This is a genomic window from Sorangium sp. So ce426, assembly GCF_051475585.1.
In the GTDB taxonomy this organism is placed as follows: Bacteria; Myxococcota_A; Polyangia; order Polyangiales; family Polyangiaceae; genus Sorangium; species Sorangium cellulosum_B.
The window spans coordinates 5,524,353-5,541,575 of sequence record NZ_CP150341.1; the positions used below are offsets into that span (position 1 = coordinate 5,524,353).

13 protein-coding genes and 2 tRNA genes are annotated in these 17,223 nt (G+C 71.2%); 3 read left to right on the plus strand and 12 right to left on the minus strand.

Going from position 1 to position 17,223, the window contains the following annotated elements; genetic code table 11:
• The first annotated feature begins 125 nt into the window (after positions 1 to 125).
• The gene (locus WMF44_RS20520) at positions 126 to 1,685 is read left to right on the plus strand and encodes a L,D-transpeptidase (RefSeq protein WP_437300806.1); all 1,560 of its coding nucleotides are present in this window, start codon (positions 126 to 128) and stop codon (positions 1,683 to 1,685) included.
• Between the two features lie 59 nt (positions 1,686 to 1,744).
• Here WMF44_RS20520 and WMF44_RS20525 read toward each other — a convergent pair.
• From WMF44_RS20525 to WMF44_RS20575, 11 genes are all read right to left on the minus strand, one after another.
• Positions 1,745 to 1,821 (minus strand) — tRNA-Met (locus WMF44_RS20525).
• 40 nt (positions 1,822 to 1,861) lie between these two features.
• Positions 1,862 to 1,987 carry a hypothetical protein gene (locus WMF44_RS20530; protein WP_437300807.1) on the minus strand — a complete coding sequence of 42 codons (126 nt, stop codon included), beginning with the start codon at positions 1,985 to 1,987 and terminating at the stop codon, positions 1,862 to 1,864.
• 19 nt (positions 1,988 to 2,006) lie between these two features.
• Complete coding sequence (locus WMF44_RS20535) at positions 2,007 to 3,395, minus strand: energy transducer TonB family protein (RefSeq protein ID WP_437300808.1); 1,389 nt, start codon at positions 3,393 to 3,395, stop codon at positions 2,007 to 2,009.
• A 67-nt stretch (positions 3,396 to 3,462) separates the two neighbouring features.
• Complete coding sequence (locus tag WMF44_RS20540) at positions 3,463 to 4,257, minus strand: TatD family hydrolase (RefSeq protein WP_437300809.1); 795 nt, start codon at positions 4,255 to 4,257, stop codon at positions 3,463 to 3,465.
• Between the two features lie 8 nt (positions 4,258 to 4,265).
• A complete protein-coding gene (locus WMF44_RS20545; protein WP_437300810.1) occupies positions 4,266 to 6,539 on the minus strand; it encodes a PrkA family serine protein kinase in 2,274 nt (757 codons plus the stop codon).
• 153 nt (positions 6,540 to 6,692) lie between these two features.
• Positions 6,693 to 7,214 carry a hypothetical protein gene (locus WMF44_RS20550; protein WP_437300811.1) on the minus strand — a complete coding sequence of 174 codons (522 nt, stop codon included), beginning with the start codon at positions 7,212 to 7,214 and terminating at the stop codon, positions 6,693 to 6,695.
• A gap of 171 nt (positions 7,215 to 7,385) precedes the next feature.
• Entirely contained in the window at positions 7,386 to 8,657 is a 1,272-nt protein-coding gene (locus tag WMF44_RS20555) for a serine/threonine-protein kinase (protein WP_437300812.1), read from the minus strand.
• A 13-nt stretch (positions 8,658 to 8,670) separates the two neighbouring features.
• The gene (locus tag WMF44_RS20560; protein ID WP_437300813.1) at positions 8,671 to 9,426 is read right to left on the minus strand and encodes a zinc ribbon domain-containing protein; all 756 of its coding nucleotides are present in this window, start codon (positions 9,424 to 9,426) and stop codon (positions 8,671 to 8,673) included.
• A gap of 35 nt (positions 9,427 to 9,461) precedes the next feature.
• A tRNA-Ile gene (locus WMF44_RS20565) sits at positions 9,462 to 9,535 on the minus strand.
• Positions 9,536 to 9,932: 397 nt separating this feature from the next.
• Positions 9,933 to 10,922, minus strand: a complete 990-nt coding sequence (locus tag WMF44_RS20570; RefSeq protein WP_437300814.1) for a formylglycine-generating enzyme family protein — start codon at positions 10,920 to 10,922, stop codon at positions 9,933 to 9,935.
• A gap of 1 nt (position 10,923) precedes the next feature.
• Positions 10,924 to 11,982, minus strand: coding sequence for a formylglycine-generating enzyme family protein (locus tag WMF44_RS20575; protein WP_437300815.1), 1,059 nt, complete (start codon positions 11,980 to 11,982; stop codon positions 10,924 to 10,926).
• A 269-nt stretch (positions 11,983 to 12,251) separates the two neighbouring features.
• Here WMF44_RS20575 and uvrA point away from each other — a divergent pair, with 269 nt between their 5' ends.
• The gene (uvrA, locus tag WMF44_RS20580) at positions 12,252 to 15,269 is read left to right on the plus strand and encodes an excinuclease ABC subunit UvrA (protein WP_437300816.1); all 3,018 of its coding nucleotides are present in this window, start codon (positions 12,252 to 12,254) and stop codon (positions 15,267 to 15,269) included.
• Positions 15,270 to 15,395: 126 nt separating this feature from the next.
• Here the strand turns inward: uvrA and WMF44_RS20585 are convergent, their stop codons facing one another.
• Entirely contained in the window at positions 15,396 to 15,758 is a 363-nt protein-coding gene (locus WMF44_RS20585; protein WP_012236416.1) for a TraR/DksA family transcriptional regulator, read from the minus strand.
• Positions 15,759 to 16,305: 547 nt separating this feature from the next.
• Here WMF44_RS20585 and WMF44_RS20590 point away from each other — a divergent pair.
• Entirely contained in the window at positions 16,306 to 17,220 is a 915-nt protein-coding gene (locus WMF44_RS20590) for an NUDIX hydrolase (RefSeq protein WP_437300817.1), read from the plus strand.
• The last annotated feature ends 3 nt before the right edge of the window (positions 17,221 to 17,223 follow it).

Consider the following 17,223-nt stretch of genomic DNA (forward strand, 5'->3'; position numbering starts at 1 on the left):
CTTCCTTGCCGACGGATCTCTCCCGCTCGGTCTCACCTCCGCGCCTCCGGACGCCGCTGCCCTGCGCGCCGCGGCGCCCTGACGGCGGCCCCCGCTCGCGACGCGTCGATGGGAGGCTCGCAAGCGTGCTCGTCGCGCTGGCCGTGTGCGGATGCAAGCCGGCAGGCGCGGCGGTGGAGCTGTCGAAGGAGGGGGCGAGCGACGAGGCGATCGAGGTCGCCGCGCTGCCAGCGGACGGCCCCAAGCTGGTCGCGCTTCGCGCAGGGACGCCCGTGCTCGCGCGTCCGCAGGCGGGCGCACGCAAGCTCGGCGAGCTCTATCCTGGCGCCGCCGTCGTGAGGTCCTCGGAGCCGTACGGACGCGCGGGGTGCAGCGGCGGCTGGTATGCGATCCGCCCTCGGGGGTTCGTCTGCGCGGGCGACGGCGCGACGCTGAACACCGACGTGCTCGCGCTCCTGCCGGCTCTGCCCGACACGTCGCGGCCCCTCCCCTACCGCTATGGCCGCGCGCGAACCCAGGGCGCCCCGGCGTATTTCGGGGTGCCCAGCCGCGAGGAGCTGCAGCACGCCGAGCCGGATCTCGATCGCCACCTCGAGCGTGTGCGGCGCAGCGACGCGCAGCTCGGCGCGTCGGCCAACGACGTCCCGCTGGACGCGCGCGGCGTCTCCTCCGGGCCCCCGGTGCTGCTGCCGGGAGGCGACGGCATCGGCGAGGACGGGCGCAGGACCGAGGCCGGATACTTCCTCTTCCCCATCGCCGACGCGATCGCGCCGCTCCCGCCCGTCGCCGCGCTCGGCATCGACATCGGCGGAAAGGACGGCGCCCGCGTCGATCTGCGCGCCGCGCTGAAGACGGTGGCGCTGCGCAAAGGCAGCGGGGTCGCGATCACCCGCACGTTCACGGCGGGAGCGGACGACGGACGCAGGTTCGGCGTGACGCCGGAAGGACGGCTCGTCCCGACCGACCGGCTCCAGGCCGCGCTCGGATCACCGTGGCACGGCCTCGATGTCGAGAAGCTCGGGCTGCCTGTGGCGTTCGTCCATCGCCACGACGTTCACACGTGGTCGCTCGGACGCGGCAAGGCGAACGCGAACGACGAGGAGCTCGAGCGCCACACGGGCGTGCCGCTCACGGGCAGGTTCAGGACGGTGGACGGCGTCCGCTTCGAGGAGGCGCGCGACGGCTTCTGGCTGCGCGCGCAGGACCTTGTCGTCGTCGTCCGTCGCACCAAGCTCCCCGACTTCGCCAAAGGCGCGCAGCGCTGGCTCGACGTCAGCCTGGTGAACCAGACCCTGACGGCCTACGAGGGGCAGAAGCCCATCTACGCCACGCTGATCTCGTCCGGACGCGACCAGCTGCGCGACCCTGAATCGACCGCTTCCACCGCGCGCGGCACCTTCCGCGTACGGAGCAAGCACGTCACGCGCAACATCGATCCGCGCGAAGTCGCCGACAGCTTCGACGTCACCGACGCCCCGTGGGTGATGGACCTCGCGCCGGGCCAGGCGATCACCGGCATGTACTGGAGCGCCGGGGTCGGCGAAGCGCAAGGCTTCCACGACATCACGCTGACGCCCATCGATGCGCGGCGCATCTTCCTGTGGGCCGAGCCGGAGCTCCCCGAAGGCTGGCACGCTGTGTACAGCAACGACGAGGGAGGAACCCTCGTTCACGTGCGGCCTTGATGTTCACGCAGCCACCGCTGGCCCTCCGAGGGAGGCCAGCGGCCGACTGTCACCATTGCTGGTGCCGAAGGAGGGAATCGAACCCCCGACCCGGCGCGTATGAAACGCCTGCTCTAGCCAGCTGAGCTACTTCGGCAAAAGTGAGGGCGGACTAGTACCGCCCCGTCTCCACTCTGTCAAGCGAGGTCGTGCGCGTTACGGCGCGTGATCGTCGCGGTCATCTCTGCCTTCTCCGCCTTCTCCGCCTTCTCCGCCTTCTCCGCCTTCTCTGCCTTCTCTGCCTTCTCTGCCTTCCCGGTCATCCCCGAAGATCGCTCGGCATCACCGTTCGCGCTCTCGGTGCTTCGGCAGGACCGCGGGGTTCCTCGCCTCGAACGGCATCGACCACCGGAAGCTCTCGCCGAGCTCGGGCGGCACCGGGGGGTACGGCGAACCGCGCAGCACCGCGCGCCGGCAGTTCTCATCGAACTCGGGGATGCCGCTCGGCCGCGTCACCGACGCGCTCCCCACCGTCCCATCCGCGCGGATCACGAAGGTCACGATCACCGTCCCCTGAAGCCCCTCGCCTGCGGCCCACTTGGGAAACGCGTCGGCCCACAGCGGGTGCAGCTTGGCCATGACCTGCCTCATGTAGTGGCTGCGCCTGCGATCGAGCGGATCGTTGTCGAGCAGCCGGCCGCGCCCGGAACCGAGCGCGCTGGAACGCGCACCGCGGCCCGCCACGCCACCCGCGCCGGTCGCGCCCGGTCCTGCCTGTCCGCCTGGCCCGAACCCACGCGCCCCTCCGGCCGAGCTGGCGTGAACGAGCGACTGGATCGCCGTCGCCACCTCCTGCTCGCTGTCCACCGTGTCGTTCGGGTGCCCCACGGCGTCGGCGGGGACGGAGGGCGTGCCCACAGCGACCATCGGCCGCGCCAGCGGAACCGCCGCGCTCTCGCGGTGATCCTCGCCGGGCCGCCCGTCGCGAACGCCCAGCCCCGCGGACGCGCGCTCGCCTCCCTCGACGGCACCGCCGGTGGCGCGCGGGCTCGCCCCCAGGGAAAGCGTCGCGTCGCGCGCAGCGGACACGCCGGTCGCGTCGTCGGTGCCTGCAGGCTGGGCCGCAGCGCCGAGCACGCCGCCGCGACGCTCGGGCGCGCCCCCATCACGCGCTCCGAGCGACGGATCGCGCTCGGCCGACGTGCGTCGCTCGGCCCGACGGCCGACCCGCCCCCCCGCGAGGAACGTGAGCTCCATGGGCTCCCGGCTGGCGCGCCAGTCCTCGCGCGACGCGCGCTGGGACGACGAGCGGATGCGCTGGATCTGGCTCCTGTCGAGGCGCGAACGGATCTCTGGAGACAGAAAGATCGCGTCGTCCCTGTCGGCGAGGTTCAACGCAGGCAGCTCCGCCGCGTCGGTACCGCCACGCCCGCTCGTCCCCGTGTCCGGCCGCGGTGCGGCTTCCCCTCCGCCGCGCGAAAGGCGGACGGCCAGCTCGGACGCGGTCGCCGCCGCGCGGTCGAGCGTGCCGTCCGTGACGACGGGCAGCTCGATCTCAATCGGCGCGCTCATCGCGGCGGACGACCCGACCGTCCGCGCGCGCGCTACCTCCCGCCCCGAGAACGAGCCTGCGACGACCAGCGCGCCTGCGCCCACCAGCCCTGCGTGGGCCGCGACGGAGAGCGCCCACGCGGATGCGATCCGGCGACCGTCGCGAGACCCCTGCGCCATCGTGCTGTCACTATGCCTCGAGACGTGCGTGGGGCGAGCCCGCAGGCGCGGACCGCGCGCGCTCGCCTCAGCCGGTGAGCGCGCCGTCCTGCGGGAGCCGCAGCCGCCTGCGGGTGTTCTCCGCCGTGCGCGCGGCCAGCGCCTCGAAGGGCTCGCCCCGGAGCTCCGCGACGAAGCGCGCCGTGTGCAGCACGTGCCCTGGCTCGCACCGTTTCCCCCGGAACGGCACCGGCGCGAGGTAAGGGCTGTCCGTCTCGACCAGGATCCGATCCCCCGGAGCCCAGGCGGCGACCTCCTGGATCGCGCGCGCGGTCTTGAAGGTCACGATGCCCGAGAACGAGAGGTCGAAATCGAGCGCGAGCGCCCGCTCGGCGAACGCGCGATCCTCGGAGAAGCAATGGATGATGCCGCCGACGTCGCTCGCCTGGGCGCGCTCCAGGATCGCGAGCGTGTCTTCCGGCGCCTCGCGCGTGTGGATGACGATGGGCTTCTCCACCCTCCGAGCGAGGGCGACGAGGTCGGCGAAGACGCGCTGCTGTGTGTCCTTCGGCGAGTGCATGTAGTGGTAGTCGAGGCCGATCTCGCCGACGGCCACGACCTCGGGCAGGCGCGCGAGGACCTCGAGCTCCGCGAGCATCCGGTCGTCCAAGGCAGAGGCGTCGTGCGGATGGACGCCGACCGCGGCGTGCACGTCGGCGCGCCGCGCCGCGAGATCCGCGGCGAAGCGCGCCGCGGAGAGATCCGCGTCGACGCCGACGACCACGAACGCGTCCACGCCGGCGGCCCGCGCGCGGTCCAGGACGGCGTCGGCTCCCTCGCGGAAGTGACGCGGATCGACGTGGCAGTGAGAATCGATGATCATGCTTCGCTTCAGGTGACGAGCTCGGCGAAGCGCGCGCGGAGCAGCGCGCTCGCGGCGTCGAGCGCGCAGCTGTCGCAGTAGCCCATCCCGCGCAGCCGCTCGAGCGCGCGCGTCGCGTTCCTGCGCTCCTCCTCGCGCAGCTCGCCCCAGCCCTTCTCGGACTTGCCGTCGCTCTGCGCGTCGCGCAGGAGCGCGACGAGATCGCGAACCAGGAGCGCCACACCCTTGCGCCGCTCCGTGAACACCGCCTCCCGCAGCTTGCGGATCTGCTGCGGGAACACGACCGCGTTGACGATCTTCTGCCCAGGGTGGTCGATGGCCCACGCCGCGATGGCCGAGATCAGGCCGCGCCGGTGATCGTCGTGCTTCGTGCGGACCCCGAGGAGCCCCTCCACCTCGCGCATCATGCGCTCGTCCGGGTTCTCGAAGTCGCCGGTGTGCGGGTTCCTGATCTTCTCCCCCTTCACCCAGACGCCGACGTGGGAGACGTACCGATCGAACAGCTCGGCGTAGCGCGTCTCGTCGACGAGGCCGCTGGCCGTCCGCATCTCCTCCTCGGTCGTGTCGAGCAGGCGGGTGCGCACGACCTCACGGAAGAGCCGGTGATCGTGGTAGCCGCCCGCGAGCTGCTTCTCCTTGAGCCAGTCGTACTCCGCCTGCCGCTTGCAGAGCGCGTCGAGCTCCGAGAGCACCGCGAACGGGGAGAGGCACGCGTGGTCCTCGCTCTGCGCCGCGTCGAGCAGGAGCGTCCGCACCTCGCGCGGCGAGACGCCGAGGCGCCCCTCGAAATCCACGGACGCGTCGCTCTCGTGGTAGATCGCCTCGATGCCCGCGCGCAGGACCTTCTGCGCCTCGGCGTCGAACCGCTCCGGCGCCGTGCCCGTCGCGAACAGCTCCATCTTCTCGACGGCCGTGAGGCTCGAGACGAGCGGCGCGAGCGCGTCGGGGTACCGCTTCGCCTCCGGCTGCCGCATGCGGGTGAGCACGGCGAACTGCGCGGCGACGCGCGTCGCGTGCGGGGCGACGTGGCGGGTCACGAACGGGACGATCTGCGTGTCGTAGATCGCCTGCTCGTCGGGGTAGCTCCGGAGGTAGGGCGCGCGCAGGAGCTCGAAGCGCCCGCGGAAGCTCGGGAACTCCGGGTGCTCCCGGAACGCGTTGAGGTGCACGTCGTTGGCGCTGCCGATCATCACGACGTTCGTCTGCACCGTCTGCTGCGGCAGGCTGACCTCCCCCGTCTCCAGCGTGAGCTGGAGGTACCGGAAAGCGTCGAGCGGCCGCTTGAGGAGATCGCTGAACTCGAGCACGCCCCCGGCGGCCTCGATGAGCTCACCGTGCGCCTCGAAGAGCGTCGTCGCCTGGAGCGAGGTCGGGAGCGAGGCGAGCGAGCGATCTGCCGTGATCTGCCGCTCGCCGGCGTCGACCGAGAGCTCCGGGCCGATCGTGACGGCGCCGACGCGGTAGCGGCGGGAGATGAAGTACCGCTCGACCTGGACGTGCCGCAACGTCTCGACGAGCGAGCCGCCGCTCGCCACGAGAAGCGCCTCGAAGACCTGCTGGTTCTTGTGCGACAGCTTGCCGCTCATCAGCCACTCGGGCGGCGGCTCCGTCGCGCCGGCGTCCTCGTAGAGCTTCAGGATGAGCGCCCGCCGCTCTCGCACCGGGAGCAGGAACAGCGGGTGATCCCTGAGCTCGATCACGAGCCGGGCGTCGATCTGATCGTCCTCGAGGTGGGCGTAGCTCGTGCCGTCCGCGGCGCTCGCCTTCACGTCGCCGCCGAAGCCGATCGAGCCGCGCATCGTCTTGCGGCTCGGGAACACCCAGTGGAAGCGGTACACGGCCCCCTCATCGAGGGTCGAGTAGTGCTCCAGGGCGCGCAGGATGCAGGCGGCGAGCGTGCTCTTCGCCGAGCCGTTCGGCCCGTGCATCAGGACGAGCCTGTTGGCCCTGCCCTCGCGCACGAAGTTGCAGAGCACCCGGTAGACCTCGGCCTGCAGCTCTTCGTGGCCGATCAGCGCGAAGTCCCGCCCATGGTACGAAGCCGCGGCCGGCGCGCCCTGCTGCGCGGGCTCGGTCGCGGGCAGCTCCCACGGCAGATCGAAGAGCTGGAACCGGGTCAGCTCCCCCCAGGGCTTCTTGATCGTCCGCGTGCCGAAATGGTCGAACATGTCGCGGACGTAGCGAGCCGCGTCGCGTCCGAAGCGGACCGGATTGGAAGCGAAGAGCTCCAGGTACTGCTGGAAGGAGAGGACCCGCTGCTCTTCGTTGAACCGCCTGGCCATCGAGGAGGCGATGGCATCCAGCTCGGAGAGGGCCTTTCGAGCCCGCTCAGCCGCACTGCCTTGGACCGTCTGGCTGGGGCCGACCTCGCTGGGCTGGCCCCCCCGGTAACCGGAGGTGTCGTTGTTCACGTGAGGCTGAGTTTACCGTTCCGCCTACTGCACGTCGACGACCGCCTCGAGCTCCTGCTTCTGCATCAGGCAATTCGCGGCGCTGCAGATGCTGAAGGAGAGCACGCCCGCCACCTTGGTCTTGCCCTTCTTGGCCGCCACGAACGGGACCTTGAGGACGCCCTTGTTCTCCTCGAACGCGCCGTCCTCGCGCTTGAGCAAGGGCTTCGGGTACGAAACGCCCTCGGCGGCCGCCTCGGTGACCTTGAACTTGATGGGGTACTTGTCGTTGATGTGGTAGTCGCCCTTCGACAGGAGCGACACCTCCACGAGCCCCTCCTGGCCGGCCTTGTACGTCCCTGTCGGCTTCATTTCGAGGGTGTAGACCGCATCCTCGACCTTCGATTTTCCGCCCTGGGGTGGGGCTGCAGGTGCCGCCTCGGTGGCGCCGCGAGAGGTCGCCGCTTCGCTCTGGCTACAGCCCAGGACGGGGAGCCCGGAGAGCGCGATCAGGCACATCGCGGTGGAGAGGGGCTTGCCGGTCCGAGTTGAAGGATGAGTGCTCATGGTCAACACAAATAACACAGCGGCGTCGCCAGCGCGAACGCGGGGCCCCGGCGCCCGGGACGATGGCGCACTGAACCGCAGCGCGCGTGCGCCATGCGCCATGCGCCATGCGCCATGCGCCGCCGCCGCCGCGGCGCGTAAGGCGCAACGTCGCACGGCACGGCGCCGCCGTCAGCGCGAGATCAGCAGCGCGACGAGCGCACAGAGCAGCGCTGCCGCGCCGGCCACCGTGGGGATGACCCACCGCGGCAAGCGCTGTGGCACGCCCATCACGATGTCCTCGGCGAACGCCTCGGAAGCGTCCGGCGAGGGCGCGATGACCGCGGCGGCGCTCGACCCGCCGCTCGCGCCGGCGGCGACCGCGCCCACCCTCGCCGAGGCATGCGGCTGGCGGGCCAGGACCGACGGCAGCGCGGCGCGGATCCGGGCCGCGAGCTCCTTCTGCGGCAGGTGCGCCCAGTCGCGGTGCGAGCCCGCGAGGCCGTACGCCTGGCCCACGCGATCGGCGAGCAGGCCGACGGAGGACAGGCGCGCCTCCGGGCTCTTCATGAAGGCCTCCTCCATCACCGGATCGAGCGAGGCCGGCGCTCCGTACGCCTTGCCCGCCACGCTCGGAGGCAGCGGATTGCTGCCCATGATGGCCACGAGGATCATCGGACCGGTCGGCGCGTGGAACGGGACCTGCCCCGTGACGCACTCGAACACGATCGCCGCGACCGACCAGACGTCGGCGCGATGGTCGAGCGCGAGCAGCCCCTGCGCCTGCTCGGGGGACATGTAGAAGGGCGACCCGATCGTCGTGCCGACGACGGTCAGCTTCTTCGCGCCCTCGCTGTTGTCGCGCACGCTGCCGAAATCGAGGATCTTCACCCTGTCGCCGTCGTGCGTGCCGACCAGGAAGATGTTGTCCGGCTTGAGATCGCGGTGCACGACCTTGCGCTTGTGCGCCTCCTCGAGGCCGAGCGCGATCTGCGACAGCATCCGCACCAGGCGCTCGGGGGGCAGCACCTTGTCGCGCTTGAGGACCGTCCGCAGCTCCTCGCCCTCGAGGTACTCCATGACCAGCGCGAAGCTGTGGTCCTCGGTCTTCTCGAAGGCGAGCACCTCGACGATCTGTTCGTGGGGTAGCGACGCGCTGACCTCGAACTCGCGGTGAAAGCGCTCGACGCTCACCTCGTCGAGCGCGACCTCGGGGTGGAGGATCTTCAGGGCGACGCTGCGACCGGTCCGAAGATCGAGCGCCTGGTAGACGCGCCCCATGCCCCCGTCGGCGACGATCCGCCAGATCTGGTAGCGCCCGCCGCAGAGGGTCGCGCCGACGCGCCTGTCCTCCGGGTGGACCGGCGGCGCTACCTCAGCGACCGGGATGAGGCGCTGCCCGTCGACCGGACAGAAGCCGCTGTCGTGCGAGAAGAGCCTGAAACAGGCGGAGCACGTCTTCAAGCCGCACCCGGGATCAGGCGCGGGAGGGGTCCGCGGCCGGCGTGCTGCCCGTCGCGGGCTCCGGCGGCATGTAGTAGAGGATCCGGTTGCAGTTCGGGCACCGCTCGAACTCCTCCTGGCGGCGCATCTTCTGGAACATCATCGGCGGCACGGACAGGTGGCAGCCGAGGCATGTGCCGTCGTAGGTGCGGGCGATCGCGACGGGCCTGCGCGTCCGGATCGACTCGTAGCGGCGGTACAGGACGACCGGCAGCTTGCCGACCACCTGCTGGCGCGCGTCGGCGCGCTGGGTGCGCTCGGCCTCGAGCGCGGCCAGCGACGCCTGCGTCCCCGGCGCGCTGCCGTCGATCGCCCCTGCCAGCTCGACGCGCTTCGCCTCCGCCACGTCGATCGCCGAGCGCGCCCCCTCGGAGGCCGAGTTCAGCCGCTCGATCTCTTCCTCGCGATCACGGTGCAGCTTGCGCAGCTCCTCGATCTCGCGCTGCGCCGCGTTGGACTCGCGCTCGTTCCGGGAGCGCTGCAGCTTCTCCCGCGAGCGCTCGATCTGGCTCGACATCTGGCGGAGCTCGACGACGAGCTCGGAGCGCGTCTTCTCCATCGCCGCCAGGGTCTCCCGATCGCCCTTCAGCCGCTCCTCTAGCCGCTTCAGGTCGGACCGCATCCCTTCCAGGCTGCCGCGCTGTTTGTCGAGCTGCTCATCGATGCGGCGGATCTCGCTGTCGATGGCCGACAGCTCTTCGAGGAATGCGATCTGCTCGCGGATGCTCACGTGCTTCCTTGTCTCCTTCTGTTTCGTGGCTTTCGTGGGCCCACCTGGACTCGAACCAGGAACAGCCCGGTTATGAGCCGGGGGCTCTGACCGATTGAGCTATAGGCCCTGGTACAAGGGCGAACCCCGATCGGGGCCGCCCACTTTCGCACCGGCGGACAACGTAGTCCAAGCGGCGCGCAGTTGGAAGGGGAGCGGTTCGGCCGGACCGGGTTCCACGATGGCGCCACGGCGGTCGGGGGTGGCTCGGCCGTGAGGAAGCCCGTCCGCGGACGGGGCGCAGCGCGAGGGGGGCCTCGTCGGGCATGGCGCAGGGACATTGCGCCGGCGTGCGCGGTCAGTCCACGCCAGAGGCCACGCCAGAGGCCACGCCAGAGGCCACGCCAGAGGCCACGCCAGAGGCCACGCCAGAGGCCACGCCAGAGGCCACGCCAGAGGCCACGCCAGAGGCCACGCCAGAGGCCGCGCCATGGGCCACGCCAGAGGCCCGCTCGGGCTGCGGCCCCTCACGGCCCCTGCCGCCCGCCCGGATCGACCATCGGGCTGCGGCGCGGGATGCGCGCTGTTTTTGCCGCCGGGGTCACGGCCTTGCCCCCGTCGAGCGCGTCGGAGCAGCACCGGAACCCGACCTGATAGAAGCGGAACCACCGGTTGTGCGTCGACGTGACCGGGCGGCATCGCGAGCGGATCGGCCCCCAGTAGCCCCCTTTCAGCGTCGATCGGAACGGCTTCTCGTCCAGCGTGCCGAGCTCATTGTTCACCCACTCGTCGACGTTGCCGGTCATGTCGCGCACGCCGAAGGGGCTGACGCACCGGTGCATCTCCCCGGACGCAACCCGGCGATCGAGCCGCTCGACCTCCGCCGAGATCTTCCATGGGTCAGCGAACGTCTCTAGCACCGGCATCGAGATCTTCCTGTCGATGTTGCAGGCGTCGGGATCGCGAGCGATCCCGTAAGGATAGGGCCACATCTGCGGCCCCTCGCACGCGAACTCCCACTCCTCGCCGGAGCAGAGCCGCTTGCCCTCGATCTCGCAGGCGCGCTTCGCCTCCAGCCAGTTGACCATCACCACCGGGCGGACGCCCTCGATGTTCGGGTACTCGAAGACGTCGATGCAGAAGCGCCGGTGCTGGAGGCGCCCCTCGCAGAGGACCTCCGGCTCGAACCGGGCGCAGATGTCCTTCTCCTCGTCGATGTAAGCGGCGCAGCGGTGCCCGACGTACGGGCAATAGATGCCGTCGACGAGCACCATCCCGCCGAGGCACGCCGCGCGGCTCTCCGGGTCGACGCGCACGTACGCGGGCAGCGGCGGTGGCGCAGGAGGCGAAAGCGCGGGCGCGGGCGGGGCCGGCTCCGGCGGGGCGGTGCTCTCAGCCGGGGCCGCGCCCGCCGCGTCGAGCGGCCCAGGCGGCCTCTGGAAGCGGGGGGCGAAGAGGAGCGCGCTCACCAGGGCGGCGACGACGAGGGCGGCGATGAAGGCGATGCGCTCGCGCATGTCAGTCGTACACGCCGTCCTTCTCGCGGTCGCGCTCGATGAAGGGCCGCGGCGGCGGGGTGACGACGCCGTCGACGGTGTCCGCGCAGCAGCGGAAGCCGACCTGGTAGAACTTGAACGTCGGCCCGTGCCCTCCGGTCGTGAGGCGGCAGGTGTTCCGAACAGGACCCCAGTAGCCGCCGTTGAGCGTGGCCGGGCGCGACGTGCCCGGATCGTCGGCGAGGTTGTCGGTCCACTCGTCGACGTTGCCGGAGAGGTCGTACGCCCCGTAGGCGCTGATGCAGTTCGGGTGCGATCCGATGGGATCGGCCTGCCACAGCCGGGCGATCTCGCCCTCGCGGGTCGCCTCGTCCACCATGGCGTCGATGTCGAACTCGATCGCGGCGCGGTCGATGTTGCAAGGGCTGGGCGTGCGCACGAAGCCCCAAGGATACGGCAGGCGCTTCGGTCCTTCGCAAGCGAGCATCCACTCGGAGCGCCGGCACAGCCGCCTGCCGATCGAGGCGCAGAGCGACTTCGCTTCGTTCCAGTCGACGTAGACGCGCGGGAGCTCGCCCACCCGGTTCGGCCACTCGTGGCGGTCGATGCAGAAGCGCCGGTGATCCAAAGGAGCCCGACAGCGGGCGCCGCGCCCGTACTCGGGGCAGCCATGGCCGGCTCCATCGCCGCTGCGGGTGCAGACATACGGGAGGGATGGACAGAAATCGCCCTCCACGAGGGTCATGTCGGCGGGACACGCAGCGCGCGCCACCGGATCCTCCGCGAAGGGATCGACCAGCGGGGCCGCCGCGGCGGCCTGCCGGCTCGCGCTTTGCGGAACCGGAGCAGCACCGGGAGGTGAGCCCGGAGCGGGCGCTGCTGCCTCCTCCTGACCAGCGGCCGTGGCGGGTGCAGGCGTGGACGATGCCGGTGCCGCGGGCCCGGCAGAACGCGCCGCAGCGGGACCGGGCTCGGAGCGCCCGGACGGCGAGGGCGGCTCGAGCAGCAGCGCGTCGAGCTCAGGGGTGTACCGCGCAAGGAGCGCGACCACGCCGAGCGCAGCGCCGGCGCCGACCGCCATCAGGACACTCCTTGCACGCGCTTCCACCTGCGCGCCCTCTCATAGTCCAGCTCGCAGCGCAGCGACGTGAGAAGAATTGTAAGACAACCGGAAGACCTGGCGCGCCGTGCGCGGCGCGTCGCGGCGTGCGACGGGGCGGGGCTACCAGGGCAACAGGGGCAACAGGGGCAACAGGGGCAACAGGAGCAACAGAGCCGACAGAGCAGCGAGCGGCGAGCAGGAGCGGCGCCACGCCCGCTTCCGTGTGTGATAGCTCTCCGGTTCCCCCTATGGATCGACTGGTCGTTCGAGGCGCCCGGCAGCACAACCTCAAGAACGTCAGCGTGTCGCTTCCGCGCGACCGCCTGGTGGTGATCACCGGCCCGAGCGGCTCGGGCAAGTCGTCCCTGGCGTTCGACACCATCTACGCGGAAGGGCAGCGGCGCTACGTCGAGTCGCTCTCCGCCTACGCGCGGCAGTTCCTCGAGCAGCTGTCCAAGCCGGACGTCGAGTCGATCGAGGGCCTCTCGCCCGCCATCGCGATCGAGCAGCGCGCGCTGGCGAAGAGCCCGCGATCGACCGTCGGCACGGTGACCGAGATCTCGGACTACCTCCGCCTGCTCTTCGCGCGCGTCGGCACCCCGCATTGCCCCGCGTGCGGCAAGCGGATCGAGGCCCAGACGGTGCAGCAGATCGTCGACCGCATCCTCGATTTCGGCGACAAGACGCGGGTCACGATCATGGCGCCCATCGCGCGAGGCCGCCGCGGAGAGCTGAAGCTCGACATCGAGCGGCTGCGCCGGGAGGGCTTCGTGCGAGCGCGCATCGACGGCGAGATCGTCGATCTCGGCGACGAGATCGTCCTCGACCGGACGCGCGCGCACGACCTCGACGTGGTCGTGGACCGGATCGTGGTCAAGGACGGCATCAAGGGCCGGCTCACCGACTCCGTCGAGCTCGCGCTCAAGCTGGGCGAGGGCAGGCTGCTCGTCGACATCTCCAGCGACGGCATGAAGATCGAGCCGCTCTGGATGAGCGAGCGCTTCGCGTGCATCGACTGCGGCATCTCGCTGCCGCCCATCGAGCCGCGGATGTTCTCCTTCAACGGCCCGCACGGCGCGTGCCCCGCCTGCGACGGCATCGGCGCGAGGACCCGCATCGATCCGGACCGCGTGGTCCCCGATCCTCGCCGCACGCTCCGCGAGGGCGCGGTGGTGGCCTGGGGGCGCCGCGGCTCGCTCTCGCTCGCCACGGAGACGGAGCGGGCCGTCAGCGCGCTCGGCTGTGATCCGGACGTCCCGTGGGCGAAGCTGCCGGCGGCGGTGCGGCAGGCGATCCTCGAGGGGAGCGACGCCCAGGGCGCCGGCGGCCGGGGGAAGAAGAAGGCCGCCTACGAGGGGATCATCCCGCGGCTCGAGCGCCTGCTGAGCAGCGGCGAGCCCGCCCTCGCCGACGAGGAGGAGGCCGATCCCGACGAGGACAGCGCCGTGCTCTCCGACGAGATCGGCCGCTTCGTCATCACGCGCGTGTGCGACGCCTGCGACGGCAGGCGCCTGCGCCCGGAGGCGCTCGCCGTGCGCCTCGAGGATCGCAACATCGCGGACGTCGGCACCCTGCCGCTGCGCACGCTGCGCGTCTTCCTCGAGGGCCTCATGCCGCCGAAGGAAGGCGCGCCGCAGGCCGCAAAGGGGAGCGCGCCGCAGGCCGCAAAGGGGAGCGCGCCGCGGGCCTCCGCCGACGGGCAGGCCGCGGGCGAGGCCCACGTCGACGGCGCGCTCGCGCCGCGCGAGCGCGCGATCGCCGAGCCGCTGCTCCGGGCGGTGATCGCCCGCCTCGGGTTCCTCATCGACGTCGGGCTCGACTACCTCACGCTCGACCGCTCCGCGCAGACCCTCTCCGGCGGCGAGGGCCAGCGCATCCGCCTCGCGACGCAGATCGGGGCCGCGCTCGTCGGCGTGCTCTACGTGCTCGACGAGCCCTCGGTGGGCCTGCACGCGCGCGACAACACGCGCCTGCTCGAGGCGCTCAGGCGGCTCGTGGACCTCGGCAACACCGTGGTCGTCGTCGAGCACGACCGCGACGCCATCCTCGCGGCCGACCACATCGTGGACATGGGCCCGGGCGCGGGCGTGCACGGCGGCAACGTGGTGGCGCAGGGCACGCCGGAGGAGCTGAGCGCCGATCCGGCGTCGATCACCGGCCCGTACCTCAGCGGCAAGAAGCAGCTGGCGATCCCCACGAAGCGCCAGCGCCCCGACGGGCGCTTCATCCGCGTGAGCGGCGCGCGGGCCCACAACCTCCTCAACGTCACGGCCGAGATCCCCGTCGGCCTCTTCTGCACGGTCACCGGCGTGTCCGGCTCGGGCAAGTCGAGCCTCATCGTCGACACGCTGCTGCCGGCCGCGAAGAACGAGCTGTACAGGAGCTCCGCCCCGATCGGCGCGTGCGACGGCATCGAGGGCCTCTCGCACATCGACAAGGTCATCTCGATCGATCAAGCCCCGATCGGCCGCACGCCGCGCTCGAACCCGGCGACGTACACGGGGGTCTTCGGGCTCCTGCGCGAGCTCTACGCGGGCCTCCCGGAGGCGAGGACGCGCGGGTACAAGGCGGGCCGCTTCTCGTTCAACGTGAAGGGCGGCCGGTGCGAGGCCTGCCAGGGCGACGGCGTGCTCCGGATCGAGATGCACTTCCTGCCCGACATCTTCGTGACGTGCGAGACGTGCGGCGGCCGCCGGTACAACCGCGAGACGCTCGAGGTGCTCTACCGCGGGATGTCGATCGCCGACGCGCTCGACCTGACGGTCGAGCAGGCGATCGACCAGTTCGAGGCGCTCCCCCGCGTCCGGGAGCGGCTCGCCGCGCTCGCGCGGGTCGGCCTCGGCTACATCACGCTGGGGCAGCCCGCGACGACGCTCTCGGGCGGCGAGGCGCAGCGCGTGAAGCTCGCGCGCGAGCTCGCGCGCAAGGCCACCGGCCGCACGCTCTACGTGCTCGACGAGCCGACGACGGGCCTGCACTTCTCCGACATCGAGGTGCTCACCGCGAGCCTGATGAGCCTGCGCGAGGCCGGGAACACCGTCCTCGTGATCGAGCACAACCTCGACGTGATCGCCTGCAGCGACTGGGTGATCGACCTGGGCCCCGAGGGCGGCGAGCGCGGCGGGACGATCGTCGCCGCCGGCACCCCGGAGGACATCGCGCAGGAGGAGGCGTCCTACACCGGCGCGTACCTGCGCGAGGTGCTCACGGCGTCGAAGCGCCGCACCCCGCAGCCGCCGCGCGGCCGCGCGGCCGCCCGCAAATAGCAGAACGGGCGTGGCCCCGCCCGGTCCGCGCGACGTGGACCGGGAGCGGGAGCGCACGCCCGACGGCGCCGAGGCACCCTCGCGCAAGGAGGCGACCGGCGGCCGGCCTCCTCGCGCGACGCAGCGTCAGCCGTAGTCCTTCTCGACCCTCTCCTGATCCTCTTTGCAGCGGATGCACAGGGTCGTCTCGGGGCGCGCCTCGAGGCGCTTCGCCGAGATCTCCTCCTCACACTCCTCGCACTTGCCGAACGAGCCGTCCTCGATCTTCACGAGCGCCTTCTGGATCTTGTCGAGGAACGACTTCTCGCGGCCACGGAGCCGGAAGGTGAACGACTGCAGGTACTCGCTCGACGCGAGGTCCATCTCGTCAGGGAGATCGTTCGCGTCGAGCATCATGTCTTCGGTCAGCGTTTGCTTGGCCTTCTTGACGATCTCGTCGCGCTTCGTCTCAAGCAGGGTCTTGAACTTTTTCAGCTGGGCCTTGTTCATAGGTCCTCTCGCGTCGAATGCGCCGTTCGGCGCTGCCGTCTGAGCTCCCTGGCGCATGCAAGCCGCGGGGCGCTGACCCCGGCTGCCGGGACTTACGGCTCCGCGACATGTCCGGAGAGGCCAGACAGCCCCCCGAAATTGCGAGGCGCGGGATTCTAGGCGTGGGAGCCGAGCCCGTCAACGACGCCTCCGTCGCAGGCAGAGATCGCCCGGACTCACTGCGGCCAACGCCTCTCGATTCGCGATCGGTCGCCGTCACGCGCCATCGGTCGCCGTCACGCGCCGTCACCCGCGCGACCGACCGGGCGCTGCGGCATCGGTCGCCATCGGTTGTCGGGACAGCGTGGAAAGCATCTGCGGGAAGTCCCCGAGCCGCCGGAAAAGGCGGCGGACTTGGCCTCAAACCCGCATGCTCACCCCAGAGCACGCCGGAAATGAGACGCAGCGGACGGTTTGACGAAAGGCAGCTCACGTGGAACAAATTTATCCCATATTGCTGGATTTCGATCAGAACCGAACCCCGGTCCGTCCCCGCGATGCCTCGACGGTGATCGTCCTCCGTGACGGTCGCGCTGGAATCGAGGTGTTCTGCGTTCGCCGCCACGCGAGCTCGAGCTTCATGGGGGGCGCCGTGGTGTTCCCTGGTGGGAAAGTGGACGCGCAGGACGGCGCGGAAGTCTGGAGGGATCGGGCGACCGAGCCACCGGCGCGCGCCGCTGCGTTCGCGACGGGCGAGACGCCGGCGCGAGCGCTGTGTGTGGCCGCGTGCCGCGAGACGCTGGAGGAAGGGGGCATCCTGCCGACCGATCATCCGCTGTCCGGCGACGAGGTCGACGTGGTGGGGCGGGAGCTCGCCGCCGGGGCGCCGCTCGATGCGGTCCTCGCGCGGCGCGGCCTGAAGCTCGCGCTCGCGGCGCTCGTCCCGTGGGCGCGGTGGATCACGCCCCTCGCCGAGGCGCGGCGCTTCGACGCGCGCTTCTTCCTGCTACCGCTGCCGCCAGGCCAGATCGGGCGACACGACGGGCACGAGACGACGATGAGCTTCTGGGCAGCGCCGTCCGAGGTCCTGGAGCGCGCCGCGCGTGGGGAGATCCTTCTCGCTCCGCCGACTTCACGCACGCTCGAGCTCCTCGCTGTCGCAGACGTGCGCAGCGCCGTGGCGCTCGCGGAACGCCAGTCGCTCTTGCCGATCTGTCCGCGCTTCGTCCCGGGCGATGGGGCCGAGCCGCCCTACCTGGCGCTGCCACGCGACCCTTCGCACGAGGCCCGCGATCGGCGCGCCGAGGGTCCGACCCGTTACGTCCTGCGCAACGGGCGCTTCGTCGCCGAAGAATGCTGCGCACATGGATCCCTGATCCACATCAAACAGGAACGAGAGCCAGATCCACCCGTGCCGACCAGCTTCGACGCCCCCCAGACGAATGCCCCCTCCGTGCCGGCGACGCCTGATCTCGAGGAGTGAGCC

Bases quoted from the DNA above. Each gene is read 5' to 3' on its own strand.
- WMF44_RS20530 (WP_437300807.1), bottom strand. From the start codon at position 1,987: ATGACCGGGAAGGCAGAGAAGGCAGAGAAGGCAGAGAAGGCGGAGAAG.
- WMF44_RS20535 (WP_437300808.1), bottom strand. From the start codon at position 3,395: ATGGCGCAGGGGTCTCGCGACGGTCGCCGGATCGCATCCGCGTGGGCG.
- WMF44_RS20540 (WP_437300809.1), bottom strand. From the start codon at position 4,257: ATGATCATCGATTCTCACTGCCACGTCGATCCGCGTCACTTCCGCGAG.
- WMF44_RS20545 (WP_437300810.1), bottom strand. From the start codon at position 6,539: ATGGCCAGGCGGTTCAACGAAGAGCAGCGGGTCCTCTCCTTCCAGCAG.
- WMF44_RS20550 (WP_437300811.1), bottom strand. From the start codon at position 7,214: ATGAGCACTCATCCTTCAACTCGGACCGGCAAGCCCCTCTCCACCGCG.
- WMF44_RS20570 (WP_437300814.1), bottom strand. From the start codon at position 10,922: ATGCGCGAGCGCATCGCCTTCATCGCCGCCCTCGTCGTCGCCGCCCTG.
- WMF44_RS20575 (WP_437300815.1), bottom strand. From the start codon at position 11,982: ATGGCGGTCGGCGCCGGCGCTGCGCTCGGCGTGGTCGCGCTCCTTGCG.
- uvrA (WP_437300816.1), top strand. From the start codon at position 12,252: ATGGATCGACTGGTCGTTCGAGGCGCCCGGCAGCACAACCTCAAGAAC.
- WMF44_RS20585 (WP_012236416.1), bottom strand. From the start codon at position 15,758: ATGAACAAGGCCCAGCTGAAAAAGTTCAAGACCCTGCTTGAGACGAAG.